The 26,613-nt window shown below is 65.6% G+C and carries 28 protein-coding genes and 1 pseudogene; 12 read left to right on the top strand and 17 right to left on the bottom strand.

The features are described from left to right. Positions 1-25 precede the first annotated feature (25 nt). The 3 genes from ACFC25_RS06415 (at position 26) to ACFC25_RS06405 (ending at position 2,395) form a co-directional block, all read left to right on the top strand. Entirely contained in the window at positions 26-532 is a 507-nt protein-coding gene (locus tag ACFC25_RS06415) for a hypothetical protein (RefSeq protein ID WP_337345390.1), read from the top strand. A 178-nt stretch (positions 533-710) separates the two neighbouring features. Continuing rightward, entirely contained in the window at positions 711-1,529 is an 819-nt protein-coding gene (locus ACFC25_RS06410; RefSeq protein ID WP_376044506.1) for a GAF and ANTAR domain-containing protein, read from the top strand. After that, on the top strand, positions 1,526-2,395 hold the full coding sequence (locus ACFC25_RS06405) for an SGNH/GDSL hydrolase family protein (RefSeq protein WP_376044505.1): 870 nt from the start codon (positions 1,526-1,528) through the stop codon (positions 2,393-2,395). The genes ACFC25_RS06410 and ACFC25_RS06405 overlap by 4 nt, the downstream gene beginning before the upstream one ends. 17 nt (positions 2,396-2,412) lie before the next feature. Here the strand turns inward: ACFC25_RS06405 and ACFC25_RS06400 are convergent, their stop codons facing one another. Then, positions 2,413-3,765, bottom strand: coding sequence for a uracil-xanthine permease family protein (locus ACFC25_RS06400; RefSeq protein ID WP_376044504.1), 1,353 nt, complete (start codon positions 3,763-3,765; stop codon positions 2,413-2,415). A 273-nt stretch (positions 3,766-4,038) separates the two neighbouring features. Between ACFC25_RS06400 and ACFC25_RS06395 the strand changes: the two genes are divergently transcribed. Beyond that, on the top strand, positions 4,039-4,644 hold the full coding sequence (locus tag ACFC25_RS06395; RefSeq protein ID WP_337345394.1) for a malonic semialdehyde reductase: 606 nt from the start codon (positions 4,039-4,041) through the stop codon (positions 4,642-4,644). A gap of 29 nt (positions 4,645-4,673) precedes the next feature. Here the strand turns inward: ACFC25_RS06395 and ACFC25_RS06390 are convergent, their stop codons facing one another. Next, positions 4,674-5,096, bottom strand: coding sequence for a response regulator transcription factor (locus ACFC25_RS06390; protein ID WP_376044503.1), 423 nt, complete (start codon positions 5,094-5,096; stop codon positions 4,674-4,676). 290 nt (positions 5,097-5,386) lie between these two features. Between ACFC25_RS06390 and ACFC25_RS06385 the strand changes: the two are divergent. Beyond that, positions 5,387-6,060 (top strand): annotated as a pseudogene (locus ACFC25_RS06385) (metal-dependent transcriptional regulator). 74 nt (positions 6,061-6,134) lie between these two features. Here ACFC25_RS06385 and pgm read toward each other — a convergent pair. Next, positions 6,135-7,793 (bottom strand): phosphoglucomutase (alpha-D-glucose-1,6-bisphosphate-dependent), encoded by a 1,659-nt coding sequence (gene pgm, locus ACFC25_RS06380; protein ID WP_337345397.1) that lies wholly within the window; start codon positions 7,791-7,793, stop codon positions 6,135-6,137. Between the two features lie 238 nt (positions 7,794-8,031). Between pgm and ACFC25_RS06375 the strand changes: the two genes are divergently transcribed. Beyond that, a complete protein-coding gene (locus tag ACFC25_RS06375) occupies positions 8,032-8,919 on the top strand; it encodes a nuclease-related domain-containing protein (protein ID WP_376044552.1) in 888 nt (295 codons plus the stop codon). A gap of 71 nt (positions 8,920-8,990) precedes the next feature. Then, on the top strand, positions 8,991-9,623 hold the full coding sequence (locus tag ACFC25_RS06370) for a DUF4190 domain-containing protein (RefSeq protein WP_337345399.1): 633 nt from the start codon (positions 8,991-8,993) through the stop codon (positions 9,621-9,623). A gap of 20 nt (positions 9,624-9,643) precedes the next feature. Here the strand turns inward: ACFC25_RS06370 and ACFC25_RS06365 are convergent, their stop codons facing one another. The 5 genes from ACFC25_RS06365 to ACFC25_RS06345 form a co-directional block, all read right to left on the bottom strand. Further along, the gene (locus ACFC25_RS06365) at positions 9,644-10,003 is read right to left on the bottom strand and encodes a hypothetical protein (protein ID WP_376044502.1); all 360 of its coding nucleotides are present in this window, start codon (positions 10,001-10,003) and stop codon (positions 9,644-9,646) included. A 126-nt stretch (positions 10,004-10,129) separates the two neighbouring features. After that, positions 10,130-10,333 carry a hypothetical protein gene (locus ACFC25_RS06360; protein WP_337345401.1) on the bottom strand — a complete coding sequence of 68 codons (204 nt, stop codon included), beginning with the start codon at positions 10,331-10,333 and terminating at the stop codon, positions 10,130-10,132. 95 nt (positions 10,334-10,428) lie between these two features. After that, a complete protein-coding gene (locus ACFC25_RS06355) occupies positions 10,429-10,647 on the bottom strand; it encodes a hypothetical protein (protein WP_337345402.1) in 219 nt (72 codons plus the stop codon). A gap of 153 nt (positions 10,648-10,800) precedes the next feature. Beyond that, the gene (locus tag ACFC25_RS06350; RefSeq protein WP_376044501.1) at positions 10,801-12,249 is read right to left on the bottom strand and encodes an amidase; all 1,449 of its coding nucleotides are present in this window, start codon (positions 12,247-12,249) and stop codon (positions 10,801-10,803) included. Further along, the gene (locus tag ACFC25_RS06345) at positions 12,242-12,985 is read right to left on the bottom strand and encodes a Type 1 glutamine amidotransferase-like domain-containing protein (protein WP_376044500.1); all 744 of its coding nucleotides are present in this window, start codon (positions 12,983-12,985) and stop codon (positions 12,242-12,244) included. Before ACFC25_RS06345 ends, ACFC25_RS06350 begins: the two co-directional genes overlap by 8 nt. Positions 12,986-13,095: 110 nt before the next feature. Here ACFC25_RS06345 and ACFC25_RS06340 point away from each other — a divergent pair, with 110 nt between their 5' ends. The 3 genes from ACFC25_RS06340 to ACFC25_RS06330 all read left to right on the top strand — a co-directional run bounded on the left by ACFC25_RS06340 (position 13,096) and on the right by ACFC25_RS06330 (position 14,770). Beyond that, positions 13,096-13,422, top strand: a complete 327-nt coding sequence (locus ACFC25_RS06340) for a rhodanese-like domain-containing protein (protein ID WP_337345405.1) — start codon at positions 13,096-13,098, stop codon at positions 13,420-13,422. 81 nt (positions 13,423-13,503) lie between these two features. Continuing rightward, the gene (gene pheA, locus ACFC25_RS06335) at positions 13,504-14,484 is read left to right on the top strand and encodes a prephenate dehydratase (protein WP_337345406.1); all 981 of its coding nucleotides are present in this window, start codon (positions 13,504-13,506) and stop codon (positions 14,482-14,484) included. Positions 14,485-14,569: 85 nt separating this feature from the next. Continuing rightward, a complete protein-coding gene (locus ACFC25_RS06330; RefSeq protein ID WP_337345407.1) occupies positions 14,570-14,770 on the top strand; it encodes a hypothetical protein in 201 nt (66 codons plus the stop codon). Positions 14,771-14,802: 32 nt separating this feature from the next. Here ACFC25_RS06330 and ACFC25_RS06325 read toward each other — a convergent pair whose 3' ends face one another. Next, positions 14,803-15,864, bottom strand: coding sequence for a diacylglycerol kinase family protein (locus tag ACFC25_RS06325; RefSeq protein ID WP_337345408.1), 1,062 nt, complete (start codon positions 15,862-15,864; stop codon positions 14,803-14,805). 89 nt (positions 15,865-15,953) lie between these two features. Between ACFC25_RS06325 and serS the strand changes: the two genes are divergently transcribed. Then, a complete protein-coding gene (gene serS / locus ACFC25_RS06320; RefSeq protein ID WP_337345409.1) occupies positions 15,954-17,234 on the top strand; it encodes a serine--tRNA ligase in 1,281 nt (426 codons plus the stop codon). Between the two features lie 38 nt (positions 17,235-17,272). Here the strand turns inward: serS and ACFC25_RS06315 are convergent, their stop codons facing one another. Continuing rightward, positions 17,273-18,295: a hypothetical protein gene (locus ACFC25_RS06315; protein WP_376044499.1), complete on the bottom strand. Its 1,023-nt coding sequence runs from the start codon at positions 18,293-18,295 to the stop codon at positions 17,273-17,275. 261 nt (positions 18,296-18,556) lie between these two features. Here ACFC25_RS06315 and ACFC25_RS06310 point away from each other — a divergent pair, with 261 nt between their 5' ends. Then, positions 18,557-19,417 (top strand): HAD family hydrolase, encoded by an 861-nt coding sequence (locus ACFC25_RS06310; protein WP_376044498.1) that lies wholly within the window; start codon positions 18,557-18,559, stop codon positions 19,415-19,417. 102 nt (positions 19,418-19,519) lie between these two features. Here ACFC25_RS06310 and ACFC25_RS06305 read toward each other — a convergent pair whose 3' ends face one another. The 7 genes from ACFC25_RS06305 to ACFC25_RS06275 all read right to left on the bottom strand — a co-directional run bounded on the left by ACFC25_RS06305 (position 19,520) and on the right by ACFC25_RS06275 (position 26,486). Continuing rightward, positions 19,520-20,269: a ThuA domain-containing protein gene (locus ACFC25_RS06305; protein ID WP_337345412.1), complete on the bottom strand. Its 750-nt coding sequence runs from the start codon at positions 20,267-20,269 to the stop codon at positions 19,520-19,522. Continuing rightward, positions 20,269-21,363: a Gfo/Idh/MocA family oxidoreductase gene (locus ACFC25_RS06300; RefSeq protein WP_337345616.1), complete on the bottom strand. Its 1,095-nt coding sequence runs from the start codon at positions 21,361-21,363 to the stop codon at positions 20,269-20,271. The genes ACFC25_RS06305 and ACFC25_RS06300 overlap by 1 nt, the downstream gene beginning before the upstream one ends. An 88-nt stretch (positions 21,364-21,451) precedes the next feature. Continuing rightward, positions 21,452-22,366 (bottom strand): carbohydrate ABC transporter permease, encoded by a 915-nt coding sequence (locus ACFC25_RS06295; RefSeq protein ID WP_376044497.1) that lies wholly within the window; start codon positions 22,364-22,366, stop codon positions 21,452-21,454. Beyond that, the gene (locus ACFC25_RS06290; protein ID WP_376044551.1) at positions 22,363-23,325 is read right to left on the bottom strand and encodes a carbohydrate ABC transporter permease; all 963 of its coding nucleotides are present in this window, start codon (positions 23,323-23,325) and stop codon (positions 22,363-22,365) included. Before ACFC25_RS06290 ends, ACFC25_RS06295 begins: the two co-directional genes overlap by 4 nt. 2 nt (positions 23,326-23,327) lie before the next feature. Beyond that, positions 23,328-24,617 (bottom strand): ABC transporter substrate-binding protein, encoded by a 1,290-nt coding sequence (locus ACFC25_RS06285; RefSeq protein WP_376044496.1) that lies wholly within the window; start codon positions 24,615-24,617, stop codon positions 23,328-23,330. 142 nt (positions 24,618-24,759) lie between these two features. Beyond that, entirely contained in the window at positions 24,760-25,758 is a 999-nt protein-coding gene (locus ACFC25_RS06280; RefSeq protein ID WP_376044495.1) for a LacI family DNA-binding transcriptional regulator, read from the bottom strand. A 143-nt stretch (positions 25,759-25,901) separates the two neighbouring features. After that, positions 25,902-26,486: a histidine phosphatase family protein gene (locus ACFC25_RS06275; protein WP_376044494.1), complete on the bottom strand. Its 585-nt coding sequence runs from the start codon at positions 26,484-26,486 to the stop codon at positions 25,902-25,904. Between the last annotated feature and the right edge of the window lie 127 nt (positions 26,487-26,613).

Below are 26,613 nucleotides of genomic sequence, written 5' to 3'. Positions count from 1 at the left end.
ATCCACATCCACAACAGGAGGAACCATGAGTCAGGACAACCAGCCGGAAGAGGAAGTCGGGGGCTACGGCACGCCCACCGCGGAGCAGGAGATGGGCGGTGCCGATAACAAGCAGTTCGCGCAGCCCCGCGAGGAAGAGGACTTCGACGCCGCGGGTCTGAACCAGGACAGCACCTCGGGAGAAACCTTCCCCACGGGCACGCCCAACCTCGGTCACCTGGCCGAAGAGGACCAGGACAGTGCCGGCGAGCCCGGCGCCGGACGCTTTGGCGGCACGGACGAGCAGTACCACGCCGAAACCGACACCAACGATCCCGGATTCGAGCCCGGGGAGCCGCCGGTACCCCGCGATGCGGATGTGCCCTCCGCGGAGGCCGAGATCAACGAATCCAACGCTGATGAGCAAGGCTCCGAGCCGTTCTCGTCTGAGTCCGGGCAGGAGGCGGCCGGCCTTCCGGACGGAAGCGGGAACGATCTGCCCGCGGACAAGGCGCCAAAGGACGACGACGACGAGAGTTTCGACGCCGGCTAACCTGCCGGTGCCGCCCGGCGTCTGCCCGGGTGCCGTTCGGCTCCGTGCCGGACGGCACCCTTTTCGTGCCGCGCACCAGTTACTTTCGGTCTGGAACCGGCCTGTAGGGCCGTTCGCGGACGTATCCTAGTAACAGGCTTTGAAGTGGGCCGGCTCGTATCGTAGCGAGGCGTGGACCATGGTTGCGGAGACCCCGGGGGATGCAGGTTGGGAGTCACTCCCAGCCTCCCAGGATGTGGTGTTCGACAGCAAGGAAGTGGAGAGCTTCCTTGGTGAGGTCACCCATGAGTTCATGCGGCGCATCGATGGCCACCGCCGCGGCATCAGTTGGGCCGCCACGTTTTTCCGCCTCGGGGACGCACATACCATCGCTGCAGGCAGCGACGTGGCCAGGGCCGCAGACCAGGAGCAATGCTCGTTCGAGGACGGACCAGGTCTGGAGGCCATACGTTCAGGCGAATTTGTCCACCTGGCCGACACCGCGCGGGACAGGAGATGGCCAGGCTACGCCGCCGCCGCTGCTGACCACGGCGTCAGGTCCCTGCTCTGCATGCCGATCGTATCAACGGCAGGATCCAGCGCAGCGATCAACCTTTACGCCTCCACGCCGCATGCCTTCACCAGCGAGGACATCGTCCTGACCCGCGCGTACGCACGGGAAGTAGCCAGGGCGCTTCGCGTGGTGCTGCGGGTAGCCGAACGCGCGGAGGCCAGTGCCGAACTTGCCGTAGCCCAAAGCTCCATGGTGCTGATGGACCTCGCCATCAGCGCCCTGATGGCCGACTACGGGCTCAGCCGTGAAGTAGCGCTCCAGTACCTCCGAACCGTCGCGAAGCACAACAATCAGGGGCTTCGCGACGCTGCCTTGAATATTGTGGCGGCCTCGCGCCGGGACCCGGTAACCCCGGGCCTGGACGATGCAGGCTTCGCCGGACTCATGGCAGTGGAATCACCGGCCCGCAAAAAGGGGCCTTACAAGACAGGGAGTTCGGCATGAACGTCTGGAAGCAGGAACGGCCATCCCGGGATGGCCCTGCGGACCCTGCACCGCATCCTTGGCACCGGTTCGTCGCGCTCGGGGACTCGTTCACCGAGGGAGTGGGGGACCCTGAACCGCTCAGTGAAGGAGGGCTGCGTGGCTGGGCAGACCGCGTGGCCGAAGAACTCAGCACCAACCAGCCGGATTTCGCCTACGCCAACCTCGCCGTCAGGGGCCTGCTGGTGCAGCAGATCCTCGACCAGCAGGTGGAACCTGCCCTGGCTCTAAAACCGGACGTGGTGACGCTGTCCGCCGGCGGCAACGACATCGTCTTCCGGCGGAGTGACCCTGACCGGCTGGCGGAAAAAATCGACGACGGCGTTGGCCAGTTGGCCAGATCCGGCGCCACAGTGGTCCTCTTCGCCGGACCGGACTGGGGAGCCACGCCGGTTTTCGGGCAGATCCGGGGGAAAGTGGCGATCTTCAATGAAAATCTCCATGCCGTAGCCGCCCGCCACGATGCCGTGATGGTGGATCTGTGGTTCCTCCGTGAGCTCTCAAATCCGGGGATGTGGGATCCTGACCGGCTGCACTTTTCTCCGCTGGGGCACCACACCATCGCGGCCGCTGTGCTGAATGCCCTGGGTGTCCCGCACACCCTGATGCCGCTGCAGCCCAAGCAGCTGCCGCCGCGCAGCTGGCGCCAGGCCAGGGCGGAGGACCTTATCTGGGCACGCGAGTACCTGGTTCCGTGGGTGCTCAGGCAGCTCAGGCCGCACACGGCTGAAGACGAAGGGCTGCACGCCAAACGGCCCGAACCCGGCCCGGTCTTTGGCATCGGCAGCCCGCCGGGACCGTTCATCGGCGGGAGCAGCGCCGCCTGACTGGAGCCTTGCCCGGGTCAGCGCTTCTTCGGTGCCCGCTTGGCCGCCGCATTGACCGCTGCTTTGACGGCCGGCGGCAGCCCTGACTGCTCCGTTTCCGGTTCCGCTGCCGTTCCCCTGGCCTTCGCGATCGCCTTCATGCCGTGGTAGATGACCAGGGCTGCTGCCGAGCCCAGCGCAATACCCGTGAACTTCAGCTCCCCGATGGTCCAGGTGTAATCGGCAATGCCGATGATCAGGGCCACGGCGGCCGTAGTCAGGTTCACGGGGTTGGAGAAGTTCACCTTGTTCTGTACCCAAATCTTGACGCCCAGGATACCGATCATCCCGTACAGCATGGTGGCAGCACCGCCCAGTACCCCGGGCGGCACCGTGGCGATCAGTTCGCCGAACTTTGGCGAGAAGCTGAGGACGATGGCGAAGGCCCCGGCAACCCAGTACGCCGCCGTCGAATAGACCTTCGTGGCGGCCATAACGCCGATGTTCTCTGCGTAGGTGGTGGTGCCGGATCCGCCACCAAGGCCGGCCAGGACAGTGGCCGCACCGTCGGCCATCAGCGCGCGGCCGGAGACGCCGTCGAGGTTCTGGCCCGTCATGGCTGCCACGGACTTCACGTGGCCGATGTTCTCAGCCACGAGTACCAGCACCACAGGAACAAAGAGGCCCAGGACGCCGAAGTGGAATTCCGGCGTCTGGAACTGCGGCAGGCCAACCCAGGCGGCGGCGTCCATCTTTTCGTAGTTCACTTCGCCGCGCACCATGGCTACCAGGTAGCCCACCACAACGCCCACCAGGATGCTGAGCCGTCCAATAATTCCGCGGAAAAGGACACTGACCAGGATGATAGTGGCCAGTGTGATGACGGCGGTGATGGGGGCGGCATCGAAGTTCATTTTGGCGGCGGGGGCGAGGTTCAGGCCGATCAGCGCCACGATGGCACCGGTGACGATCGGCGGCATCAGCCGGTTGATCCACCCCGCGCCAAACTTCTGCACAATCGCACCGATCAGGGCCAGTGCGACGCCGGCAAGCACCACTCCGCCCAGCGCGCCGGGCACGCCGAACTGCTGCTGGGACGCCATGATGGGGGCGATGAAGGCGAAGCTGGAGCCGAGGTAGCTGGGCACGCGGCCCTTGGTGATGACCAGGAACAGCAGCGTGCCGATGCCGGAGAAGAACAGGGTGGTGGCCGGCGGCATGCCCGTGATGATGGGGACCAGGAACGTGGCACCGAACATGGCCACCACATGCTGCATCCCCACCCCGATGGTCAAGGGCCACGCCAGCCGCTCATCGGGGCCAACTACGTGGCCGGGCCGGATCGACTTGCCGGTGCCGTGGAGCTTCCATTTCATTCCAAGCATGCTCATGGCGTGGGCCTTTCAAAGGGGGGGTTGCCGCAAGGTGGCAGGGATCTTCCGCTGCAAGAATACCGCGCTGCCTTCGGTTCCTAAGCGTGTCCGCGGTTCCTTGCCGTCAACGTCAGGATCTCCGAACAACCCTTGGTTCCGGGCCCGCATGCCCTGCTGTGGGCAACGTCACGTGGGGTCACGGGAAGAGGACCCAATCGCTTGAAGTTGCAACCATAGGAAGAGGAACAGACAGCCGCCGTCCGGCGAGGCTGCGCAGCGAGAGGTAAGCCAATGACTATTGCCCACGAAGAAGCGGCCATCGATTCGGCCGCCGTCGACGCCATCTTTGCCGAGGCCCGCACCGCCAACTCCTTCACCGGCGAGGTGACCGAGGACCAGGCCCGCGCCATTTATGAGCTCACCAAGTTCGGCCCCACCGCCTTCAACTCACAGCCGCTGCGCGTCACCTACGTCCGCTCCGATGAAGCCCGCGCCAAGCTCGTGGATGCGCTGTCCAACGGCAACAAGGCCAAGACCGCTTCCGCGCCGCTTGTGGCGATCCTCAGCTATGACACCGACTGGGCCGGCCAGTGGGATAACTTCCTCCCCGGCTACAACGCGCCCAAGGCCATGTACGACGCCTCACCGGAGCTTGCAGCTTCCACCGGCAACAACAACGCCCACCTCCAGGCAGGCTACTTCATCCTGGCCGTCCGCTCGCTTGGTTTCGCAGCCGGACCCATGACCGGAGCGGATTTCGGCGCCATCGACGCCGCTTTCTTCCCTGCCGGCGACCAGAAGAGCTTCCTGGTGGTCAATATCGGGCAGCCCGGTGAGGGCGCCTGGGGTGCCGCGAAGCCCAAGTTCAGCTACGACGACGTCGTCCGCACCGTCTAGCAGTCCGGGCGGCGACGCAAGAGGTACTTTTAGGTGCGTCGCTTCGCCAGTTCCCCGTGGTCGCCCGTGATTAACAGGGCGCCTGCGGGGTCAGGGCAGAGCTGGTTGGCGACATCCCGAAGTTCCTGGGCCCGGAAGGGCTTGGTCAGGTAGGCGGCGGCGCCCGAGGCCATTCCTGCAAGCAGGTCATCGTTCTCCGCCCGGGCAGTGATGAACAGCATCGGCGCGGAGCTCAGCGCCCGAACTGCCCGTGCCACGACGTGGCCGTCCATGTCCGGCAGCCCTAGGTCCAGGGTGATGAGGGAGACGGCCGGATCTGCTGCCCCGGCGATGCCTTCAGTGCCGGTGGCCACCGAACGGATCTCAAAACCGGCGCGTTTCAGCACCATCCCGATCAATCCGCGGATGTCGTCATTGTCCTCAATGACAAGACAGATGCGTCGTTTTTCCATGGAAGCCCCCGGCCGTTGCTACGACAAGTATAGGGGCGCCACGTTTCCCCAGGACGGGCACATCGCCGCAGACTAGGCCCGTGACGTGGGGTTACGCCTGGACCAGCAGGCCGCTGGCGAACATTACCGCCGCGTGCCGATGCCAAGCAGGAGGCAGAGAGTGACGGCTGGTAGGCCGTAACCCGGCGTGACGATTGCTAGGCCCTCGGTGGTGTTGTGGATGCTTCATTGCCAAAACAAATTTGTTCGGTGAGCCTAACAATCGGCTGCGGGTTGATACCATGGGCGTCATGCCGGTCTCTGATTTATCCTCCGCCGCCCAGGACTACCTGAAGTTGATTTGGTCAGCAACGGAGTGGTCCCCGGCCCCGATCACCGTCAGCGTGATGGCCGAACGGCTCGGTGTGCGGCCCTCCACCGTGTCGGACGGGATCAAGAGGCTGGCCGGACAGGGGTTGGTGACGCACGCGCCCTACGGCAGTATCGAGCTCACTGACGCTGGGCGGGCACATGCCGTCGCGATGGTCCGCCGGCACCGCCTCCTCGAGACATTCCTGGTGGACGTGCGGGGTACAGCTGGGATGAGGTCCACGATGAAGCAGAGGTCCTCGAGCACGCCGTCTCAGACACGCTGATCGAGCGGATGGACCGAAAGCTTGGCCATCCCACCCGGGATCCGCACGGCGACCCCATCCCTGGCGCCGACGGCCGGCCCAGCCTGCCGGAGGGGACCCGGCTCACAGCAACCGCCGCGGGGGACACGGTGGCCATCACGCGCATTTCGGATGCGGATCCGCAGATGCTGCGTTATTTCACCGAGCTGGGCCTCGCACCGGATACCAGGCTCACCGTCAGGGAGCACCGCCCCTATGCTGACGTGACCACCGTCCGGGTGCACGAACCCGAGCGGGACATCGACTTGGGGGCCTCGGCTTCTGACGCGATCTGGGTGGTGGCAGTCTAGGGCCCGGCCCGCGACATATCGCCGGCCGGCTCCCGCTGCCGCAGCCACGTAGCTCACGCAGCCTCGACAGTCCGCTAGGCGATGACGCCGTCCACCAGGGCCTTGGCCTCTGCCTGGACCTGCTTGAGGTGTTCCTCGCCCTTGAAGGACTCGGCGTAGATCTTGTAAACGTCCTCGGTCCCGGACGGACGGGCCGCGAACCAGGCGTTCTCGGTGACCACTTTCAGCCCGCCGATGGACGCACCGTTGCCAGGCGCCTCGGTCAGTTTGGCAATGATGGATTCGCCGGCCAGCTCGGTTGCCGTGACGTCCGACGGCGACAACTTGCCCAGTGCCGCCTTCTGCTCCCGTGTGGCCGCGGCATCGATGCGCGCGTAGACCGGGGCGCCGAACTGGTCCGTTAGCCCTTTGTAGAGCTGGGACGGGGACTTGCCAGTGACTGCGGTGATCTCCGAGGCGAGCAGCGCCAGCAGGATGCCGTCCTTATCGGTGGTCCAGACACTGCCGTCCTTCTTGTTAAAGGAAGCGCCGGCCGATTCCTCGCCGCCGAATGCGCCTTCTCCGGACAGCAGGCCGGGCACAAACCACTTGAAGCCCACGGGAACTTCCACCAGCTTGCGGCCCAGGCTCTCGGCCACGCGGTCGATGATGGAGGAAGAGACCAGCGTCTTGCCCACCACCGAGTTCGGGTTCCAGCCGCTGCGGTTGCGGTAGAGGTAATCGATGGCGACGGCGAGGTAATGGTTCGGGTTCATCAGCCCGCCATCGGGGGTCACGATGCCGTGGCGGTCGGCGTCGGCGTCATTGCCGGTCGCGACGTCGAAGGCGGCGGCAGCACCGCCGTCGGACATCCGCTTGATCAGCGAGGCCATCGCGGACGGTGACGAGCAGTCCATCCGGATTTTTTCGTCCCAGTCAAGGGTCATAAAGGCCCACTGCGGATCCACGGTGGGGTTCACTACGGTGAGGTTCAGGTGGTGGCGCTCGCCGATTTCGCCCCAGTAGTCCACTGCGGCACCGCCCATGGGGTCCGCGCCGATGCGGACGCCGGCGTCGCGGATGGCGTCCAGGTTCAGCACCGACGGGAGGTCGTCAACGTAGCTGCTGAGAAAGTCGAATTTTCCTGTGCTGTCCGCGGCGAGGGCGTCAGCCAGCGGGATGCGCTTCACGCCCCGGAGGTCATTTTCGAGCAGTTCGTTGGCCCGGTTGGCGATCCAGCCCGTGGCGTCGGAGTCGGCGGGTCCGCCGTGCGGAGGGTTGTACTTGAAGCCGCCGTCGGCCGGGGGATTGTGGCTGGGCGTGACCACGATGCCATCGGCCTCGGGCGCCCCGGGTAGCCGAGCCTTGTTGTAGGTCAGGATGGCGTGGCTCAGGGCGGGTGTAGGCGTGTAGCCGTGGCGGGCGTCGATCAGGACGTGGACGCCGTTGGCGGCCAGCACCTCAAGCGCCGAGTTCTGCGCCGGCTCGCTCAGGGCGTGGGTGTCCTTGGCCAGGAAGAGGGGGCCGGTAATGCCCTGGCCCGCGCGGTACTCCACGATGGCCTGCGTAATGGCGACGATGTGCTTTTCGTTGAACGATGCCTTGAGGCTCGAACCCCGGTGCCCGGAGGTGCCGAACGCCACGCGCTGGCCGGGGTCCCCCAGGTCCGGTGTGATGTCGTAATACGCGTCAAGGAGCGCAGTGATGTCAACAAGGTCCTGGGGTTGGGCAACTGTGCCCGCGCGGCTAGCCATGGCACCAGCATGCCAGACGGGGGCTGGAGTCCAAACGCCGGGTCCAAAATCCGGCCCCTATGACGAAAGAAAATCTGCTGCGACGGACGCGAAGCAAGTAGTCAGCCTGAGTACACAGGCCTAAAAGTACTTATATACCGGCCACCCGCGACGCTGTTACTTTCAAAAAACTCGTAAGGACAAGGACGACGGCGGGACTCACCGCAGCGTCGGGTGGCGGAAGAGTGGGGGAATGGTCATGGCGGCAGGCGACGGCGCAGCCGAGCAGTCCAGGCTGGCTGCGGAACGGGTGGCACGGCTCAGGCGCCAGCTCGACCAGGCGGAGCGGCAAACCAAATCCTGGGACGCGGGGGCGGTGGGGGAAAGGACCATCGCCGACAGGCTGAGCCAGCTGATCCCGCACGGCTGGTACGTACTCCATGACGTGCACTGGCCCGGGCGGCCCAAGGCCAACCTGGACCATGTGCTCGTGGGCCCGGGCGGCATCGTGGTGGTGGATGCCAAGAACTGGACCGGCGAGGTCCGGGTTTCGTCGGGCGTTCTTTGGCAGGGACGCTATTCACGGACGCAATCCGTGGAGGGCGCGCTGGCCCAGTGCGCGGCCGTAGCCTCCGTGCTGGCGCCTCCGCACAGGCGGCTGGTCCGGTCACTGATCTGCATGGCTGCACAGCCTCGCCTCTTCGGCATCACAAGCTCTGACGTGGCAGTGGCCGGGGTGGATCGCGTTGTTGCGGCGGTTAGGGCCCTCCCAACCGTCCTGGACCAGCAGACCGTAGTCGGCCTCTACGCGCACTTGGGGCAGATGCTGACTCAGGAGCAGGCCGAAAGTGCGCTGCTGGGGATGAGTGCCGCGGCTGTCACCAGGGCAGCGACTGCGGCGTCAGCTGATGGGCGCGCCGGGACGGGACCGGAAGAGACGGGCCGGGTTCACTCAGGCCGGGTTCAGTCAGGCAGGACCGCGCTTCGTCGGCCTGTGGCCGCCGGCCACGGCGGCAGGGGAACCACACGGACGGGCGGACGCAAGGCCAGGGCACACGATCACGCTGCCGGCAGCACGGCCAGGCTCGTCCTCCTGGGCGCCTTTGTGATCTTTGCCGTGTACGTCCTGCCTTTTTGGGGCTGGTAGTCCCGTCAACCGGTAGTCCCGCCATAGTGTCGGCGGTAGGCTGGGACCAAAGACTTTTGAGGGGGAAAATCATGAGTGAACAGCCAACGCCGCGCCCGGATTCACAGGGGTCCGGCACCCACGGTTCGGGAGATTCGCCGGCGGGCTACGAGCCACCGCAATTTGTGCCGCCGCAGGGCACGGAGATCCCCGCCCCACCCGTTTATGGCCAGAACCAGTTCGGCCAGACCCAGTATGGTGCGGGCCAGTACGGCCAGCCACAGTCCGAGCCGCCGCAGTTTGGCCAGAACCAATACAGCGCCGGCCAATATGGCCAGCCCGGCGGGCAATACGGTGGATCGTACGCGCAGCCGGCCGACCCGTATGGCCAGCCGCCCGGTGTCTACGGCCAGCCTTCCAGCCCCTACGCTCAGTCCAATCCGTACGGGCAGCCCGCTTACTACGGCGCGCCGGCCGAGCCCAAGGGGCTGAGCATCGCCAGCATGGTGTGCGGAATCGCCTCGGTCATCCTCGGGTGGTTCCTGCTGCCACAGGTCGCTGCGATCATCACCGGCCACCTGGCGCTCAAGCGTGAACCCTCCAGCAAGGGCCTGTCCATCACCGGGCTGGTCCTGGGGTACCTCTGCCTGCTGGGATACGGCGGCTTCTGGTTGCTGGTCGCCGTGTTCGGGGCCATGTACAGCACGTCCGGGTATTCTTACTGACCCACCCGGTCCAGCGCGGGCTACGTCGTGGCGATCCGCTTCGCCTGCTCGCTTTCCGCAGCGCTCAGCACCCCTGCGTGGCTGTCCCGCAGGGACCAGTTCGTCCTCACCCCGTCCGGACCGGTGAGGGAGCCCGAAGCCAGGGCCTTATCTATCCGGCGGCGAACTTCGGCTTCCCGCGCCGGTTCAACGGCGAAGACGATCCGCAGGTCCACCGCGGCACCGTTCCGCTCAGGGCTGGTGTGGTGCGGGGCCAGCGGACAGGGCGGTTCGTGGCTCCAGCTTCCGCACAATTCCAGGGTGACGGCGGCGCCCGGCGCTCCAGCGTCGGCGTCGGGGTCCATCCGAACTGAAGCCGCGTGCACGAAGTGTCCCAGCATGCAGCCATTCTCCCAGCAGGATGTGCTTCCGGATGGACGACGCCCGCCTGATTCTAAGGTGAGCGCCCAGCGGAAAGGCCTCCCCGGGGGGAGGCCTTTCTTCTGGGAGTTCCGGCCCCGCGGGGGTCAGACTCTCTCGTGCGTGCGGTCAGCAACCGGTTCTTCAGCTGCGGGTGTCTTCCGGCGAAGCGGGAAGGCCCAGAACTTGAAGTCCTGCGCCGTGTAGTGCGGCTCGGGACGGTCCGGCGGTGTTTCCTGGCGCGCTTCGGGCTTCCGGTCGGCTTCCTTCTTATAGCCCCACCCGAAGTCCTTGCTCGATGAATAGCACATCACAGACCTCCTCATAGTGACTGCCCTTTAATCGTCCTCCGGTCGCAGCCATCAGTCGACCCCCTATGCACGGCTATTCCACTCCGTGGGGGGGCTCAGCCGCGGAGGATGTCGTCCGCCTCCTGGGGTTTGTGGAACTCGCAGGGTCCGTGATGCCGGAGCGGCAGCAGGCAGGTCCGGCCGGTCGCCAAGTGGACGTTGGCGCAACGGCCAGCGCGGGCCAGATCTTCCCGGACATTGACATTGCTCAGGTCCGACCTGAGCGCCCCCGTTTCCCCAGCGCCGGTGAATGGGTGCTCAGCGTTCATGTCCATTGCAGTTCCTCTTTGAGTGCTTGCCGTCGGCGATTGCCGCTGATGTGAGACCTACCCTTTATTGTGCTCCTGGCCGGTTACCAATGGGTTACGTCGGCGCCAGTTTTTTTGGGAAGTTGACGGTGGGGCATCGCAAAGCCTGGTGCTTCGCCCTTAGTACCCCAGCTGTGCCGCCACCTGGAGGAGCAGCCGTTCGGAGCCCGCGGGCCCCACCAGTTGGATGCCCATCGGCAGGCTCTGTCCCGGGCCGCCGCCTGTCCAGTACACGGGTATGGTGATGGCCGGCAATCCGCAGACATTGACCATGGAGGACCATGGCGCGTATTCGCACTGTTTGCGGTAGTCGCCGTCGGCGTCCCCGGCCCATTCGGTGGCAGGCCAGCGGTCGTCGCCGTGGGCGGCACCAGTGAACCAGCCCACGGGACGGGGAGTTTGCGCGAGCGTGGGCATCAGCATCAGGTCCCACTGCCCGTACTGGGCGAGGGTGTCGCGTTCGAATTGCCGCAGGAATGCCAGGGCCTCATTGAGCTTGGCCGCACTGCGCTGCTGCGCCCGCCGCCGGAACGTCCGCGTCAGCGGGGCCAGCAGCGCCTCGCGGTGCGGGCTGATCCTGGCGGTGCCGACGGCGGCGGTCCAGGCAGTGGTGAACGCACCGGGGTAGCGGTTGTCGTACCGGACGGCAGCTTCGGTAACCCGGTGGCCGGCACGCTCCAGGAGTTCCATGCCCACCCGAAGGGCGTCGAGGGCTTCGGGTTCGGGGGTGAACGGAAAGGTAGTGGACCAGGGACTGTCCAAGGTCATGCCAATTCGCAGGGGGCCTGGCTCGTGCGCCACAGAGTCGAGGTAAGTATCTCCGGGCGTGGCCGACAGCGCATCCATCAGCAACGCTGCGTCCGCGGCGCTGCGTGCCAGCGGACCGGCCGCCACCAGCCGCGCCGGATCACCGGAACTCTCCCCGGAAGCTACCACTCCACGGCCCGGTTTGAGGCCCACCAGTCCGCATGCAGCAGCTGGTATGCGGACTGAACCACCGCCGTCGGACCCGGGGGCAAACGGAAGCAGCCCCGCGGCAACCGCGGCGGCGCTGCCTCCGGAGGAACCGCCGGAACTCCGGCTGGGGGCGTGCGGATTGCGCGACGGCGGGGCGATGCGGTTTTCGCTGTACGCGGTCAGGCCGAACTCGGGAACCTGGGTCTTGCCCAGCGATACGACGCCGGCCGCCTTGAGTGTGGTGACCAGGGCTGCGTCAGTCACTGCGGGTTTGTGGTCCAGGGCGGCGCTGCCGTGGGTGGTCACCACTCCCGCGACGTCGGTCAGGTCCTTGAACGCGACCGGCACGCCGTGGAGCAGGGGCAACCCTTCACCGGCCCCTGCCCCGGACGCCGACGCGGACGGCCCGCGCCGGAGCCGCGCGAAGGTTGCATCGGCGGCATCGGCGTCGGCCATGGCCTGCTCGGCAGTCACGTTGATAAAGGCGCCCAGGAGCCGGTTGCCTGATTCGATCCGGGCCAGGTAGTGGGCAGCTGTTTCCCGGGCCGAGAGTTCACCGGACCGCAGGCAGTCCCGCAGCTGGACAGCGGACAGCTCGTGGATTTCAGCCAAGGAAACGTGGCTCCAGGCGCTTCTCGGAAGCGGCCTTGGCGCCAGAGGCGTCAGTCTCAGCAGTGACGATGTACGCGCCTTTGCCGCGGACTTCGGTTACCGCCTCCACCAGTTCCGTTCCGTGATAGACCAGACCCACGCCGTCGTCAGTGCAATGCGTTTCCCCCAGGGTCCCATCAGCCACGAGACGGTGGACCAGCGGCCGTCGTCTTTCCTCGGAGTCATAATGCACGCCGTTGGCGAACGGCAGGAAGGCCAGTCCGTTGGTGACGGCACGCAGCTCCGGTCCAAAGGAGTCGGTGGTGCCGCCCCGGTACCAGCAAATGGACCCAGCCGAAACCCCCGCCAGCACCACGCCGTGCTGCCACACCCGGTGGAGGACGCTGTCCAGCCCGTGGGCGCGCCAGACAGCCAGCAGGTTCACCACGGAGCCCCCGCCCACCCACACCACGTCCTGCTCGAGGAGGTGCGCCTCCGGATCCGGGTGGTTGGGCATGGTGAAGAGATTCAGGTGGCTGAAGTCGAAGCCCGCAACCCGCGCGGCCTCGTCGATTTCCGCGCTGAACCAGCGTTGGTCCCCTGAAGCCGTGCCCAGGTACGTCACTCGCGGTGCCCGCCCGCTGACCCCGGAAAGATCGGCGGCGTGATGGATCAGGCGGGCAAATTCCAAGCGGGTCCGGACTCCGGGTTTGAAGCCTCCAGAGGTGGCCAGGATGGTGGGCTGTTCAGCGGGCAAGGATCCTCCTACGGGTCAGCAACAGCGTAACTTGTCCCAGGTTTCGGGAACGCGGCGAGCGGCTGGCGCTAGGCTGGAAGGAGACCCTGATTCTCCGAAAGAGGACTCCCATGAGCGATTTCGATTCCGTGCCAGTCAACGACATCCCGGCCGACGCCGTGATCCTGGACGTCCGCGAAGACTACGAATGGGTAGCCGGACACGCGGAGGACGCCCTCCACATTCCGCTGGACCAGCTCCCGTCGCGGCTTGGTGAACTTGATCCCGATGAGGACGTGTTCGTGATCTGCCGGACCGGCGGCCGCTCCTTCCGTGCGGCCCAGTGGCTGACCGGACAGGGCTACACGGCAATCAACGTGGCAGGAGGAATGGACCAGTGGCTTGAGTCCGGCCGGCCGCTCGTTTCGGACAACGGACTGAAGCCCCTGGTTCTCTAGCAAGCCCGCCTGTCCGGTGCTGAGTTGATCGAGCGGCCGGGATACTGGTTCCGCCAATTTATAACCCCTAAGGAATATTCGATGCCCGCGTCCCCCGTTACGTACACCTTCCTCGGGCCCGAAGGTACCTTCACCGAGGCGGCGCTGCTGCAGGTTCCCGGGGCTGACGCGGCAATCCGCATCCCGGCCTCGAACGTCAACGCGGCGTTGGACAAGGTACGGGAGGGCTCCGCCGATGCCGCCATGGTGCCGATCGAAAACTCCGTAGAGGGCGGTGTGACCGCCACCCTGGATGCCATCGCCAGCGGGCAGGAACTACGCATCATCCGCGAAGTCCTGGTGCCCATCAGCTTTGTCCTCGTGGCACGGCCCGGAGTTGCCGTCTCCCAGATCCGTCGGGTCTCGACCCATGGGCATGCCTGGGCACAGTGCCGGCTGTGGGTTGATGCCAATATTCCCGGCGTCGAATATGTTCCAGGTTCGTCCACCGCGGCTTCCGCCATGGGGTTGCTGGAGGGCGGCGCGCACTACGACGCCGCCATCTGCGCGCCCATCGTTGCCCAGGAGCAGCCGGGGCTTACCGTGCTGGCTGAGAACATCGGCGATAACCCCGGCGCCGTGACGCGGTTTGTCCTGGTCAGCCGGCCGGGAGCGCTGCCGGAGCGCACCGGCGCGGACAAGACCACTGTGGTGGTGCCCCTCCCGGAGGACCACCCGGGTGCGCTGATGGAAATCCTGGATCAGTTCGCAACCCGGGGAGTCAACCTCAGCAGGATCGAATCCCGGCCTACCGGGCAGTACCTGGGCCACTACTTCTTCAGCATTGACGCGGACGGTCACATCGGCGACGCTCGGGTTGCCGATGCGCTGGCAGGGCTCCACCGGATCAGTCCCGCCACACGCTTTCTGGGTTCGTATGAACGGGCGGATGCCCAAGCCGCGTACGTCGCCCCGCACACGTCCGACGAAGCATTCCAGGCTGCCCACGAGTGGGTGGGGGCCATCGTTCGCGGGCAGGCATCCCCCTCCGAAACCGTTTCCGGGGCTTCGCCCACAGCGTAGGTCCAAGTACTACCGCGCAGTTAATACAATGCGTATGCTTACTTGATCCACATTGGGGGACGGCCCCTAACGAAGGGAGCGGGTCATGAGCAGCACTACTGACAATGACGGCCAGGGAATGATTGTCAATCCCAAACCGACTGCCGATAACCAGGACTGGGACGGCGACGATGCAGACCGCGCTGACCGCCTGCGCTTCGAAGAAGAGCAGGCTATGATCCGTGAACAGTCCGAGGCCCGGGCTGCCAAAGCTGCCGCCGAGGCCGCCAAGAAGGCCACCGCCTAAGGCGCCACCAAATATCCAACGGCCGCCGGCGCTCAGGCCTGCGGCTGGCCCTTCACCCGGATCAGGAGGGACCTCGGCTCCACGCGCACGGTGACCTTGGTGGCTTCCCCGGCGGTGTCGCCGTCGAGCTGTGTGGGCATCGGCTCGGGGCACTTGATCACGATTTTCCCGGACCGGTACATCGTCATGATCGGCAGGTTCCCCCTGTGCCTGAGCAGGACCTTGCCGTACATGATGATCCAGCCAAGCGCGCTCCGCGGGCTCATGACAACCACATCAAGCATGCCGTCATCGATCATGGCCTGCGGGATGAAATCGATGCCCCCGGGCACCAGCCCGCAGTTGGCAAACAGGACGCTGCGGATGTTCCGGGCCTGTTCAGGGCCGTCGTCCAAGGTGATGGACACTTTCCGCCGCCTGCCGGGAAGATGCCGCATGCCGGCCTCGGTGTACGCCAGCCAACCCACCGCTCTCTTGAGGCCATCATTGGTGTCTGCAAGGATTTCCGCGTCCAGGCCGATTCCCGCGATCACCAGGAACGCGTGTTCGGAGGAGTGTCCAGTGCGGGAGTTCTCGATGCCCATTCGCGCTGTGTCGATATAGCGCTGCTGTCCGAACAGCGCCGTCTGTACATTGGACTGGAGGTCGTTGACGTCCAGGTCCACGTTGCGGGCCAGCAGGTTTCCGGTGCCAAGCGGGATGATGCCCATGGCGATATCGGTGCGGGCGAGGGACTCTGCCACCACCCGCACGGTGCCGTCGCCACCGCCCACCAGGACGACGTCGGGCTTGTAGTCCAGTGCCGCCCGGGCCTGGGTGTGGCCCGGGTCCTCCGCGGTCGTCTCGAGGAACAGGGGATCGTCCCAGCCCGCGGCAAGGCAGGCCCGCTGGATGGCTGCTTTGGCCTCCGGGGCGCGTGCTTTGACAGGGTTGAGGATCACCGCCACCCGCTGGTGGGTGAGGCCCGCCTCGTGCGAATCTTCGGCGACTGCACTTCGGATGTGAAGGGCTTTGAGCTTGCGCACGCCCCACCAACTGGAGACGGCGAAGGCCAGTGCCGCGGCACTCAGGAGGTAAAGCAGCCAGTCGCTCATGGTGGTTCAACAGTATCCCGGCAGGAGGGTCCGCGTTCCCGCCCTTTCCTTGGCCGCGCTGCCGCCGCGGGATTCGATACTCTTGTCTGGTGATCGACGTAAAAGACCTCAGCGAAAATCCGGACAAGTTCCGTGCCAGCCAGCGCGCCCGCGGCGCGGACGAATCCGTGGTGGACGCGATCATCGCCGCAGACTCCGCCCGGCGTGCGGCCCTGATCCGGTACGAAAACCTCCGCGCCGAACAGAACGTCTTCGGCAAGAAGGTCGCCCAGGCCAAGGGCGAGGAGAAGAAGGCGCTTCTCGCGGAGGTCAAGGAGCTCGCCAACACGGTCAAGGCTGCTTCCGCCGAGGCTGACGCCGCGCAGGCCAAGCAGGACGAACTGCTGCGTGCCATCCCGAACCTCATTGAGGACGGAGTGCCCGAAGGCGGCGAGGACGACTACGTTGTGGTCAAGACCGTTGGCACTCCCCGCGAGTTCCCCGACTTTGAACCGCGCGACCACCTCGAAATCGGCGAGCTGATCGGCGCGATTGACATGGAGCGCGGCGCGAAGGTGTCCGGCTCCCGCTTTTACTTCCTGCGTGGCGTGGGTGCCCGGCTTGAGATGGCGCTGCTGCAGATGGCCATGGAGCAGGCAATCGAGGCCGGCTTCATCCCCATGATCACCCCCACCCTGGTCCGTCCCGAGACCATGCAGGGCACCGGCTTCGACGTCAAGCACGACGCCGAGATCTACCGTCTCGCTGAAGACGACCTTTACCTCGTGGGAACCTCCGAGGTGCCCCTGGCCGGGTACCACGCGGACGAGATCCTGGACCTCACGCCAGGGCCCATCCGGTTCGCCGGCCAGAGCTCCTGCTACCGTCGCGAGGCCGGCTCGCACGGCAAGGACACCCGCGGCATCATCCGTGTGCACCAGTTCAACAAAGTGGAGATGTTCGTCTACACCACTGTCGAAGAAGCTGCCGCCGAACATGCACGCCTGCTCGCCTGGGAAGAGGAGATGCTGGCCAAATGCGAGCTCCCGTACCGCGTGATCGACACCGCCGCCGGTGATCTCGGCATGTCTGCGGCCCGTAAGTTCGACTGCGAAGCCTGGGTCCCCACGCAGGGCGCCTACCGTGAGCTGACGTCCACCTCCAACTGCACCACCTTCCAGGCCCGCCGCCTCAACATCCGCGAGCGGGTCTTCAACGAGGATGGTGCGCCGAAGGGAACCCGGGCGGTAGCCACCCTCAACGGCACGCTGGCCACCACGCGCTGGATCGTGGCCATCCTGGAGCACCACCAGAATGCGGATGGTTCGGTCAACGTCCCGGCAGCACTGCAGAAGTACATCGGCGGCCTGGAAGTCCTCCCGGTCCTCTAGCTTCCGGGAATTCCCCGTCGAGTGGTCCATTCCCCCGTCTACGCGAGGGGGAGTGGTCCACGCGGCGGGGATTTTCTCCTGCTAAGTCCGGCACCTTCGAGCTTTCGCCGCAGCACCTCCGGGTCAGTCACAGCTTTCCAGTCCCAGCGGACAACCGTGTAGCCGAGCGCCCGCAGCCGGTCCTCGCGCTTTTTCTCCGCCAGGATGGCCTCCCGCGTGCTGCGACCGCCCAGAAGTTCGTCGTCGAGATACTTGGCGTCGCCGTCGAACTCCCCAACGACGCCGTATTCGGGCCAAAAGAAGTCGGTCCGCGCTATGAATCCTTCGTGGTCGTAGAAGGAGTGCTGCGGAACCGGAGGCGGGTACCCCAACACATGGATGAGTGCCCTGCTGCGGGATTCCCCAACCGACTCCGCTGCTTCGTCAGCGAGTGACAATACTTCCAAAATCCGGCGGCGTTTGGCAGCCGACGCAAGGCCCGCCGATGCCTGCTCCAGGTCAACCCGGGTGAGGCTCTCGCCTTCAATGCGCCGGCGCCCCAGCACGTTGTCTGCAATGGCCACAGCCTCAGGAAGTTCCAGACGGACAAGACAATCCATCACCGTCTGAACGAGCGATGTCACGGCGAACCCGCGGACCTGGACGATGTTGGCTTCCCAGTGATGCCGGGCGACTCCGTAGCCGCGCACGTCTTCCAGGCCGGTGAAGCCAGTCTTGGGGTCCTTGGCGGCCCGGGTGGTCGATGGGAGTTTGCCTGCCTTGTGCGGGGACGACGTGATCATGTGGACGTGGTCCGGCACGCCCGGGCAGGGCAATCGCCATAGACGCAAAGCGGTCAGATAGCAGAAGCCTGCTGCGGGCTCCATCGCAGCAACCGCTGCCACTGTCGCCGAGTAGCGTTTCCAGGCCTTGACGGCGAGCCATGCAGGCTTGCTGCAGTAGACGCCCGCCCGGACGCGGACAAGCTCGCCGTTGGCGTAGGCGCGGCTCAGACTGCGGCTGCTGCCGGTGAGGACACGTCTGCGGCTGGCAAGGATCAGGACAAGGGGTTCGGATTGCATAGGTCCATGCTGGGCTGCTCCCCAGGGCGTATCCAGAGGCGGCCGCCCGGGTGTGGATAAGTCCACGCATATCCCCTTTGGGTGGACAATTCCCTGTGAAACGCGGAGGGGAATTGACCACCAGGCGGGGAGAACGGCTCAGCCCGCCGGGAAAGGTTAACACTCACACCGGGGATAACGCTGTGAGTATTTACCGCTTGTTCACTAGTGCTGTGGCGTGCGTCCTAGCAGGTGTCCGGGGGCGTCTGCTCTACTGGATGAATGACAACACTGACTGAACACACAGTCGCTGGCAACGATGACCAGCGAAACAACAACCCGGACGCCACTACCAAATTCATGGTTGCCCTGGATGTCGACGGCACGCTCGTGGACCACGACGGCCACATGTCCCCCGGAGTCCGCGAAGCCGCCCGCGCCGTGGTTTCCGACGGCCACGACGTCCTGATTGCCACCGGGCGTTCGCTCAACGCCACGCTGCCCGTGATTGAGCAGATCGGGCTGGACCGTGGTTACGCCGTGTGCTGCAACGGCGGTGTGACCCTGCGCCTGGACCCGGCCCTCTCCGCAGGGTACGAGGTTATCCACAAGGCCACGTTTGACCCCGCCCCCGCCCTCCGCGCACTGCGGGAAAAGCTCCCCACCGCGAAATACGCACTCGAGGACGAGGAAGGGAACTTCCTGTCCACCGAGCGCTTCCAGGACGCCAGCTTCGGCGTAGAGGCGGTTGGCGTCGACTTCCAGACCCTGCTGGAGTCCACCGCCGTCCGCCTGGTGGTGTTCAGCACCGAGAACACGCCGGAGGAATTCTCCACCACCATCCGCCAGATCGGCCTGGCCGGCGTAACCTACTCCGTGGGCTGGACGGCCTGGCTGGATATCGCCGCCGCGGGCGTCACCAAGGCCAGCGCCCTGGAGGCGCTCCGGGGCAGGCTGGGTACGCCGCAGCACCTCACCGTGGCGGTGGGGGACGGCCGAAACGACATCGAGATGCTCGGCTGGGCGGGTCGCGGGGTGGCCATGGGCCAGGCCCCGGAGGAGGTCATCGCCGCAGCCGATGAGGTCACGCACTCGGTGTACGACGACGGCGCCGCGCACGTGCTGCGCAGCCTCCTGTCGTAGGGGCTGCTGTCGCCCCTCCCGGACAGGAGTTTTGTCCAGATAATGCGGGCTAAGCGCCCTCAAACGCGCATTATCCGGACAAAACCTCGAGAGGGTCCTGGGCTAGGCGTCCTCGAACCAGCCCCGTGAAGGATTACTGACCTCCGGAACGGAACGGTGCAAGCCCGGCTGGGCCGCCCAGCGCACGCCGTTTGCGAGGACCCGTTGGATCTGCGGGTGGTGGTACACCGGGTATTCCTGGTCACCCGGGCTGAAGTAGAAGATCCGGCCCTTGCCCCGGGTGAACGTCACACCGGACCGGAACACCTCACCGCCGGCGAAGGAGCTGATAAAGATCAGGTCGTCCGGGTCCGGGATGTCGAACAGCTCGCCGTACATTTCCTGCTCGGGAATGACAATGGGGCTGTCCACACCCTCGGCGATGGGGTGCGAGGGCTTGACGGTCCACACGAGCTCGCGCTCGCCGTCGTTCCGCCACGCCAGCGAGCAGCTCGTGCCCAGCAGCCTGGTGAACACCTTGGCGAAGTGCCCCGAATGGAGCACGATGAGCCCCATCCCGCCCAGGACGTGCCGCTGGACGCGTTCGACGACGGCTTCGCTCACCTCGCCGTGGGCCATGTGGCCCCACCACAACAGGACGTCGGTGTCGGCGAGGATCTCCTCGTCAAGGCCGTGGTCGTCGTCCGTGGCCAGGACCGCCGTCGTGATCTCAGCGTCCGGGTAGTAGGAGCGCAGGCCGGCCGCGATGGCACCGTGGATGCCGTCAGGGTAGATCTCCCCGATGTGGGAAGGCTCATTGAGTGCCTCATGGACGCCCTCGTTCCAGACCCGGATTCTCAGCTTGTCGTTCATTAGAGACGAACCTCCCTCTGTTCGCGTGCCGAGAGGTAGCACGCATCGATAATTTGGGCGCGGTAGAGCGCCAGCGATCCGTCGTGCTCGCCCCAGACCCCCGCACCGGCCCGAACGGCCGTCACGAAGTCTTCCACCACACCATCGTGCGCGCGGCCAGGCAGCGCCGACGGCACATAGTCGGCATTTTCTCCGTCCTTTTCCGTGAAGACCCTCAGCTGGCCAACGGGCGCGAACGGTGCCCCCTGGACCTTGAGCTCGGCGCCGCCGTCGGTCCCGTAGACCGTGAAGTCCAGCAAGTCATCCGTTTCCCGGTACGTGGCCCAGCCTGCCTCGATCAGCAGCGTGGCGCCGCCCTCCAGGCGCAGGAAGGCGGAGGCGAAGTCCTCCACCTCGAACGCATGGCTGGTGGCCATCGCGGTGTAGCGGTCGTTGCCGCCCCGGCCGCGGGGACCCAGCTCCGAATGGGTGGTAGCGGACACCGCCACCACCTTCGGTTCGCCGAGCAGGTGCAGGGCGTAGTCCAGGGCGTGAACGCCGATGTCGGCAAGCGGGCCCCCGCCGGCGAGGGCGGGGTTGGTGAACCAGCTACCCAGCATGGGGATTCCGGAGCGGCGGAGCCAGGATGCCTTGGCGTAGTACGGGCGGCCCACGCCGCCGGCATCGATTACTTCCTTGAGCGCTTTGATGTCACCGCGCCGGCGGTGGTTGAAGGCGATGTCCAGGACCCGTCCTGCCGCGCGGGCGGCGTCCACCATGGCCTGGCCTTCGACGGCGTTGCGCGCGATCGGCTTCTCACTCAGTACATGAAGCCCACGCTCCAGTGCGGCGATGGCGATGGGCGCGTGCAGGAAGGTGGGCACTGCCACGCTGATCGCATCCAGGCCACCGTGCTCCAGCATCTCTTCCCAGCCGGCAAAGGCGTTCGGAATCGAGTATTCGGCCTGCAACGACTCGCGAAGGTCCTGTTCCATTCCTGCCAGCGACACGATGCGGACGCCGTCCAAGGAATCGTAGGCCTTCAGGTGCTGCTGTCCCGCCCAGCCAATGCCGACAACGCCCACCCTCAGTTCCTCGGCTTGTGGTTTCTCCAAGGCGGAAGCCTGCTGGCCTGGGGACTGCTCGTTACTCACTGATTTTTCCTTTTCATTTGGTTGGCGAATTCGTTGGTTTGGTTGAGTTTTAGCCCTTGACGGCGCCGGCAGTCATGCCGGAAACGATGCGCTTCTGGCAGACGAGCACGAGAATGACGAGCGGCACCGTGATGATCACGGACGCGGCACTGATGGTGCCCAAAGGCTGGTCAAACTCGCTGGTTCCGCTGAAGAACGCAATCGCAACCGGGACCGGACGGGCCTCCGGTGAGGTGGTCAGTGTGACGGCAAGCAGGAATTCGTTCCACACTGAGATGAACACGAGAATCGCCGTCGTGGCAAGGCCCGGGACCGCCAGGGGCAGGATGACCTTGCGGAAAGCGGTGAACGGCGTGGCCCCGTCCATATATGCCGATTCCTCGAGTTCACGCGGGATCTCCCGGAAGAAGGACGTGAGTGTGTAGATGGCCAGCGGCAACGCAAAAGTGAGTTTGGGGATGATGAGGCCCAGGAGCGTGTCATAGAGGCCGATTTCGCGCCAGATCGAGAACATGGGGGCTGCGATGGCGATGGCCGGGAACGTGGTGACCGAGAGGATCAGCGTCAGAATCAGGGCTTTGCGGCGCATCTTGAGCCTGGCCAGGGCGTAGGCGGCGAAGGAAGCGAACACCAGCGCCACCGTAGTGGTGACGACGGCGATGATCACCGAGTTGCGCAGGGCCAGGAGGAACTCGGGGTTCTGGAACACCACCAAGTAGTTCTCGAACGTGGGCTGGCTCGGGAAGAGTTCGCCCTTGGACAGGCTCACGCCCTTCTTCAAGGAGGTGTTGACCAGCCAGTAGAACGGAATGAGCGAAAAGCCCATGACGGCAATCACGAACACCCATACCACTGGGTGCAGCTTGGCCTCCCCCCGGAGCCTGCGCTTGGGTGACCGACGCTTCGGTGCCCTGCCGCGGGCGGCGGGTGCCGCCGTCGTACGCTGTGCAGTCAGCGTGCTCATTGTTCCTCCTTGGCGACTTCGCGAATGTTGCCCCCGGCGAAGCGGATGTAGACCACCGAAACTGCCATGACGGTAAGGAAAGTCAGGATGGACAGGGCCGATCCTTCGCCCACGAGCCGGTTTTCGCGGAGCTGGGTGTAGGCAAGCATCGACATGGACTCTGTGCCGTTGGCCCCGCGGGTGAGCACAAACGGCAGGTCGAACACACGAAGCGCATCCATGGTTCGGAAAATCGCCGCGAGCACAATGGCAGGACGGAGCAACGGCAGGGTGATGTTGACGAACGCCTGCCACTTGTTCGCGCCGTCGAGTTCCGCCGCTTCGTAGGTCTCGGCCGGGATGACCTGGAGGCCGGCCAGGATGATCAGGGCTGCGAACGGCGTCGTCTTCCAGACATCGGCGAGGACGATCACGGCCATCGCGTAGCCATGCTCGCCGAGCCAGACCACGTCGCCACCTGGCAGGCCCAGCGTCGAGAGGACATTGGTGACCAGGCCCAGGTTGGGCTGGAACATCGTCTCCCAGGTGATGGCGCTGACCACGGTGACCACCGCATAGGGCAGCAGGACCACGGTGCGTAGGAGCGCCCGGCCCTTGAACGCGAGGTTGAGCAACAGCGCCATAGCGGTGCCGAGCACCAGTTCGAGTGAGACCGAGAGCCCCGCGAAAAGGAAGGTCTGGCCGAAAGCGGCCCACCAGTGCGGCCCGCTAAGAGCGGTGATGTAGTTTTCCAGGCCGACGAAGCGGGACAGGCCTGCGGTGCGGACGCTGTACTGGTTCAGCGACAGCCAGAGCGCGTAGCCGATGGGGACGGCCGCCACCAGGGCCATGAGGACCAGGGACGGGGCGGTCATCCTGAACGCCAGCCGTCGCTCGGCCCGGTCGCGGCCGTTCACCCCGCGGCCGTTGGCACCGCGTCTCTTCACCCCGTGGCCAGGGGAAAGGGACTTGATAACCATCATCAGAAACTCGCCTTTGCGGCGGCGATCTCTTCGGCCATTGTCTTCACCGCGTCCTCGGTGGAGGCGGTGCCGGAAAGGACAGCGTAGACGTTTTTGTAGATCGCCTGGGAGATCTGCGGGTAGACCGGGGAGATCGGACGGGGCTTGGCGCCCTTGACCGAAGCGAGCAGTTCGGACGCGAATGGCATCTTCGCCAGGACAGCGGGGTCGGCGTAGGCGGCCTCGTTGACGGGGGCCTGCGAGAAGTCCATGGCCACGTGCTTCTGCCAGTCCGGTGTGGTGGCGAAGTCGATGAAGGCTACAGCCCCGGCCTGGTTCGTGGAGTGGGCAGAGATGGCCAAGTTCCAGCCGCCCAGGACGCCGGAGGCCTTGCCGCCTTCCCAGGCCGGAAGCGGAGCGACGCCGAAGGTGCCGGCAAGCGGGGTGGCATTGAGCAGGCGGTAGACATGCGGCCAGTTGCGCTGGTAGCCAAAGTTGCCGGACTCGTAGGCCAACCGGGCCGGGTCCTCGTTGTAGGTCAGGACCGCACGGTCTGCCGAGCCGTCCTTGAGGCCCTTGCTCATGAAGTCGAGCACCTCACGGGTCTCTGGCGAGTCGATCGCGATCTCGCCGGTTTCGTCCAGCACCTCTCCACCGGCGCTGTAGAGCATCTCCAGGAAGTTGACGGTGAGGCCCTCGTACTGTTTGCCCTGGTAGACGAAGCTGTTGCCGGGAGCCTCGGCCGCCTCAGCGTAGAGCTGTTGCCAGGTCTCCGGCTTGGCTACCTTGTCCTTCTGGTAGTACACGAGTCCCGCGTTGGTGAAGAACGGGGAAGCCCAGTACTTTTCCTCGTACTTTGCCGTTTCTACGGTGGAGGGGATGAGACGGTCCCGGTTGGCTTCAACGAGTTTGGTCTGGTCCAGCAGCCAGCCCTGGGAGGCGAACTCTGAGGTCCAGATGACGTCGGTGACGAAGATGTCGCATTCAGTGGACTTGCCTTCGAGCCGCTGCACGGCCTGCGTGCGGGCCTCGTCGGTGGTCGCTCCGATCTCGGTGTACTTGGCGGTGACCTTGCCGTTCGCTGTGGTGAAGGCCTCTGCCGTGCCCTTGTAGATGCCGGAGGCGTCTTTGCCGCCGCAGACATTGATACTGCCGGCAGCGTTGGCGGCCGACGCCGGATCGGCAGCCGCGGCGTTGTCCGCGCCTTGGGTGGCCGCGCCGCCACCACATCCGCTCAGGAGCAGGCCAGCGGCCATGGCCGCAGCCGCCATAGCAGTGGGTCGTGGTGAAGTACGTCGAGTTAAGTCCACAAGTGGCTCCTTTGCCTTGCCGGCGTCTTTTCGAGTGCAGGATGGAATCGATTCCAAAAGTGACCCAAAATGGGTGCCGTGGAGTGTTTGGAATCGATTCCAAAAGTGTGTCAGCCGCCACACGGAGCTGTCAACCCCTGCGTTAGTTCCTCGTCGAGTCCCGCACCACGAGCTCGTGGGGGAGGAACGTCCGGCCGCGGCGGTGAACCCCCGGCACTGTCATCCGCGCCAGGAGCTCTTCAAAAGCCAAACGGCCCATCTCATAGGCCGGCTGCCTGATCGTCGTCAGTTCCGGGACGCACATTTCCGCCTGCACGGAGTCGTCAAAGCCTGCCACGGCGATGTCGTCCGGCACACGCAGCCCGGCGTCGGTGATTTCGCGGACACACCCGGCGGCGACGGTGTCGCTGCCGCAGAACACGGCGTCGGGGAGGGGGGCGGAAGCCAGCAGTTTCCTGGTGAGGCTTCGCCCGGTGTGGAAGTCGAATTCACCTTCAACGAACAGCATCTGCTCCGGTGCCAAACCCGCTTCGTCGGCCGCCTCGCGAAAGCCTTTTTCGCGCAGCCTGCCGGAGCGGGCCGCCCGGTTGCCGATCATCGCCAACCGCCGTCCGCCGGTCTCAATGAGGTGCCGAGTGATGTCGAATGCGGCCTGCCGGTCATCGATGGAGACGCCAAACGCCGCCTCGGAGTCGGCGATCTCGCAGACCTGGACAACGCTGAGCTGCTCGGCCATTTCCTGGACGTCGTCATCAGGCATCGTCGGCGAAAACATGATCAGCCCGTCCACGGACCCGTTGCGCAGCATATCCACCAGCTGCTGTTCCCGCTCCAGGTCCCCGGCGGTCGGTGCGATGAGGCTGACATAGCCTGACAGTGCCGCGGCGTCGCCGACGCCGCGGAAGGCCTCGCTGATGACGGGCGAGTTCAGGTTCTTGGCTAGGGCCAGGACCCGCATGGTCCGGTCCCGCCGAAGATCGCGGGCAGAGGCCAGGGGACGGTAATTTAGGCGGCGGATGGCCGCGTTGACCTTTTCCTTGCTGGACTCGCTGACGGCCGGACTCTTGTTCAAGACGCGGGACACTGTCCCTACGGACACTCCTGCTGTCTTAGCGACGTCCTGGACTGTCGCTCGCGCCATTCGGTTGTCCTTCCGCGACCAGTGCTGATGGCCGTTGCCGCCATGCCCCTACCGGGCCGTGCTGCGGCCGGGTTTTCCTCAGCATAGCCGCACCCCGGCCGGCGCGCCGTCCTGCTGCCGATGGCCCTCAGCCGGTCACGCGCTCAGGCGTCAGCGGTTTCCATGACGGGTTCGCCGTTGAAGTACTTGAGCTGCCAGCCGTCAACCGCGTGGTGGTGGGCCAGATTGAGTACGGCGTTGTCCACGCTTTGAAGGGTGCGGCCGATAGCGCGGCTGAGGCTGACGCGAAGGAGCGTGCCGTGGGCGATAACCAGCACCCGGCCGCCGCGGAACTCCTCAGCAAGTGCTTCCAGGGCGGCCAGTCCACGGCTCGCTGCCTCGTCCTCGCTTTCGGCGCCCCGGAAGCCGCCGTCAATGCGCAATGCGTCCAGTTCCGGGCCCGCCTGCAGGCCCTCCGCGGGCCCAAAGCTGCGCTCGCTGAGTTCGGGGAGCCGACGGGCCACGGTGAGCCCAAGTCCGGCGGCGATCAGGTCTGCGGTCTCTGCGGCGCGGCTCAGCGGCGAGGACACAATCGCGTCCCATTCATGACCGGACACAACGGCGACGGCGTCACGCGCCTGGCCGCGGCCGACGTCGTTCAGCGGAATGTCGGTGGATCCCTGCAGCCTGCGCTGCGCATTCCAGTCTGTCTGGCCATGGCGGATGAGGGCGAAGGTCGTAAGGGTCATGCCCTCCATTGTCCCCGACGAGGTGCGGGCTCTGGAAACTGCAAGCGCCCGTCCCCGTCACCGATGTCCACGGGCCTCATGTTCGGCGGTGCTTCCCGCCCGGCATCCGGCTCACCGTAGACTGCTC

This window comes from Pseudarthrobacter sp. NPDC055928 (assembly GCF_042270935.1).
Classification (GTDB): Bacteria; Actinomycetota; Actinomycetes; order Actinomycetales; family Micrococcaceae; genus Arthrobacter.
The sequence above is the reverse complement of the archived record's forward strand: the minus strand, read 5'-3'. Positions and strand labels throughout refer to the sequence as shown.

Coding starts and splice junctions, on each gene's coding strand:
- ACFC25_RS06415 (WP_337345390.1), top strand. CDS start 26: ATGAGTCAGGACAACCAGCCGGAAGAGGAAGTCGGGGGCTACGGCACG.
- ACFC25_RS06410 (WP_376044506.1), top strand. CDS start 711: ATGGTTGCGGAGACCCCGGGGGATGCAGGTTGGGAGTCACTCCCAGCC.
- ACFC25_RS06405 (WP_376044505.1), top strand. CDS start 1,526: ATGAACGTCTGGAAGCAGGAACGGCCATCCCGGGATGGCCCTGCGGAC.
- ACFC25_RS06400 (WP_376044504.1), bottom strand. CDS start 3,765: ATGAGCATGCTTGGAATGAAATGGAAGCTCCACGGCACCGGCAAGTCG.
- ACFC25_RS06395 (WP_337345394.1), top strand. CDS start 4,039: ATGACTATTGCCCACGAAGAAGCGGCCATCGATTCGGCCGCCGTCGAC.
- ACFC25_RS06390 (WP_376044503.1), bottom strand. CDS start 5,096: ATGGAAAAACGACGCATCTGTCTTGTCATTGAGGACAATGACGACATC.
- pgm (WP_337345397.1), bottom strand. CDS start 7,793: ATGGCTAGCCGCGCGGGCACAGTTGCCCAACCCCAGGACCTTGTTGAC.
- ACFC25_RS06375 (WP_376044552.1), top strand. CDS start 8,032: ATGGCGGCAGGCGACGGCGCAGCCGAGCAGTCCAGGCTGGCTGCGGAA.
- ACFC25_RS06370 (WP_337345399.1), top strand. CDS start 8,991: ATGAGTGAACAGCCAACGCCGCGCCCGGATTCACAGGGGTCCGGCACC.
- ACFC25_RS06365 (WP_376044502.1), bottom strand. CDS start 10,003: ATGCTGGGACACTTCGTGCACGCGGCTTCAGTTCGGATGGACCCCGAC.
- ACFC25_RS06360 (WP_337345401.1), bottom strand. CDS start 10,333: ATGTGCTATTCATCGAGCAAGGACTTCGGGTGGGGCTATAAGAAGGAA.
- ACFC25_RS06355 (WP_337345402.1), bottom strand. CDS start 10,647: ATGGACATGAACGCTGAGCACCCATTCACCGGCGCTGGGGAAACGGGG.
- ACFC25_RS06340 (WP_337345405.1), top strand. CDS start 13,096: ATGAGCGATTTCGATTCCGTGCCAGTCAACGACATCCCGGCCGACGCC.
- pheA (WP_337345406.1), top strand. CDS start 13,504: ATGCCCGCGTCCCCCGTTACGTACACCTTCCTCGGGCCCGAAGGTACC.
- ACFC25_RS06330 (WP_337345407.1), top strand. CDS start 14,570: ATGAGCAGCACTACTGACAATGACGGCCAGGGAATGATTGTCAATCCC.
- ACFC25_RS06325 (WP_337345408.1), bottom strand. CDS start 15,864: ATGAGCGACTGGCTGCTTTACCTCCTGAGTGCCGCGGCACTGGCCTTC.
- ACFC25_RS06315 (WP_376044499.1), bottom strand. CDS start 18,295: ATGCAATCCGAACCCCTTGTCCTGATCCTTGCCAGCCGCAGACGTGTC.
- ACFC25_RS06310 (WP_376044498.1), top strand. CDS start 18,557: ATGACAACACTGACTGAACACACAGTCGCTGGCAACGATGACCAGCGA.
- ACFC25_RS06305 (WP_337345412.1), bottom strand. CDS start 20,269: ATGAACGACAAGCTGAGAATCCGGGTCTGGAACGAGGGCGTCCATGAG.
- ACFC25_RS06295 (WP_376044497.1), bottom strand. CDS start 22,366: ATGAGCACGCTGACTGCACAGCGTACGACGGCGGCACCCGCCGCCCGC.
- ACFC25_RS06290 (WP_376044551.1), bottom strand. CDS start 23,325: ATGGTTATCAAGTCCCTTTCCCCTGGCCACGGGGTGAAGAGACGCGGT.
- ACFC25_RS06280 (WP_376044495.1), bottom strand. CDS start 25,758: ATGGCGCGAGCGACAGTCCAGGACGTCGCTAAGACAGCAGGAGTGTCC.
- ACFC25_RS06275 (WP_376044494.1), bottom strand. CDS start 26,486: ATGACCCTTACGACCTTCGCCCTCATCCGCCATGGCCAGACAGACTGG.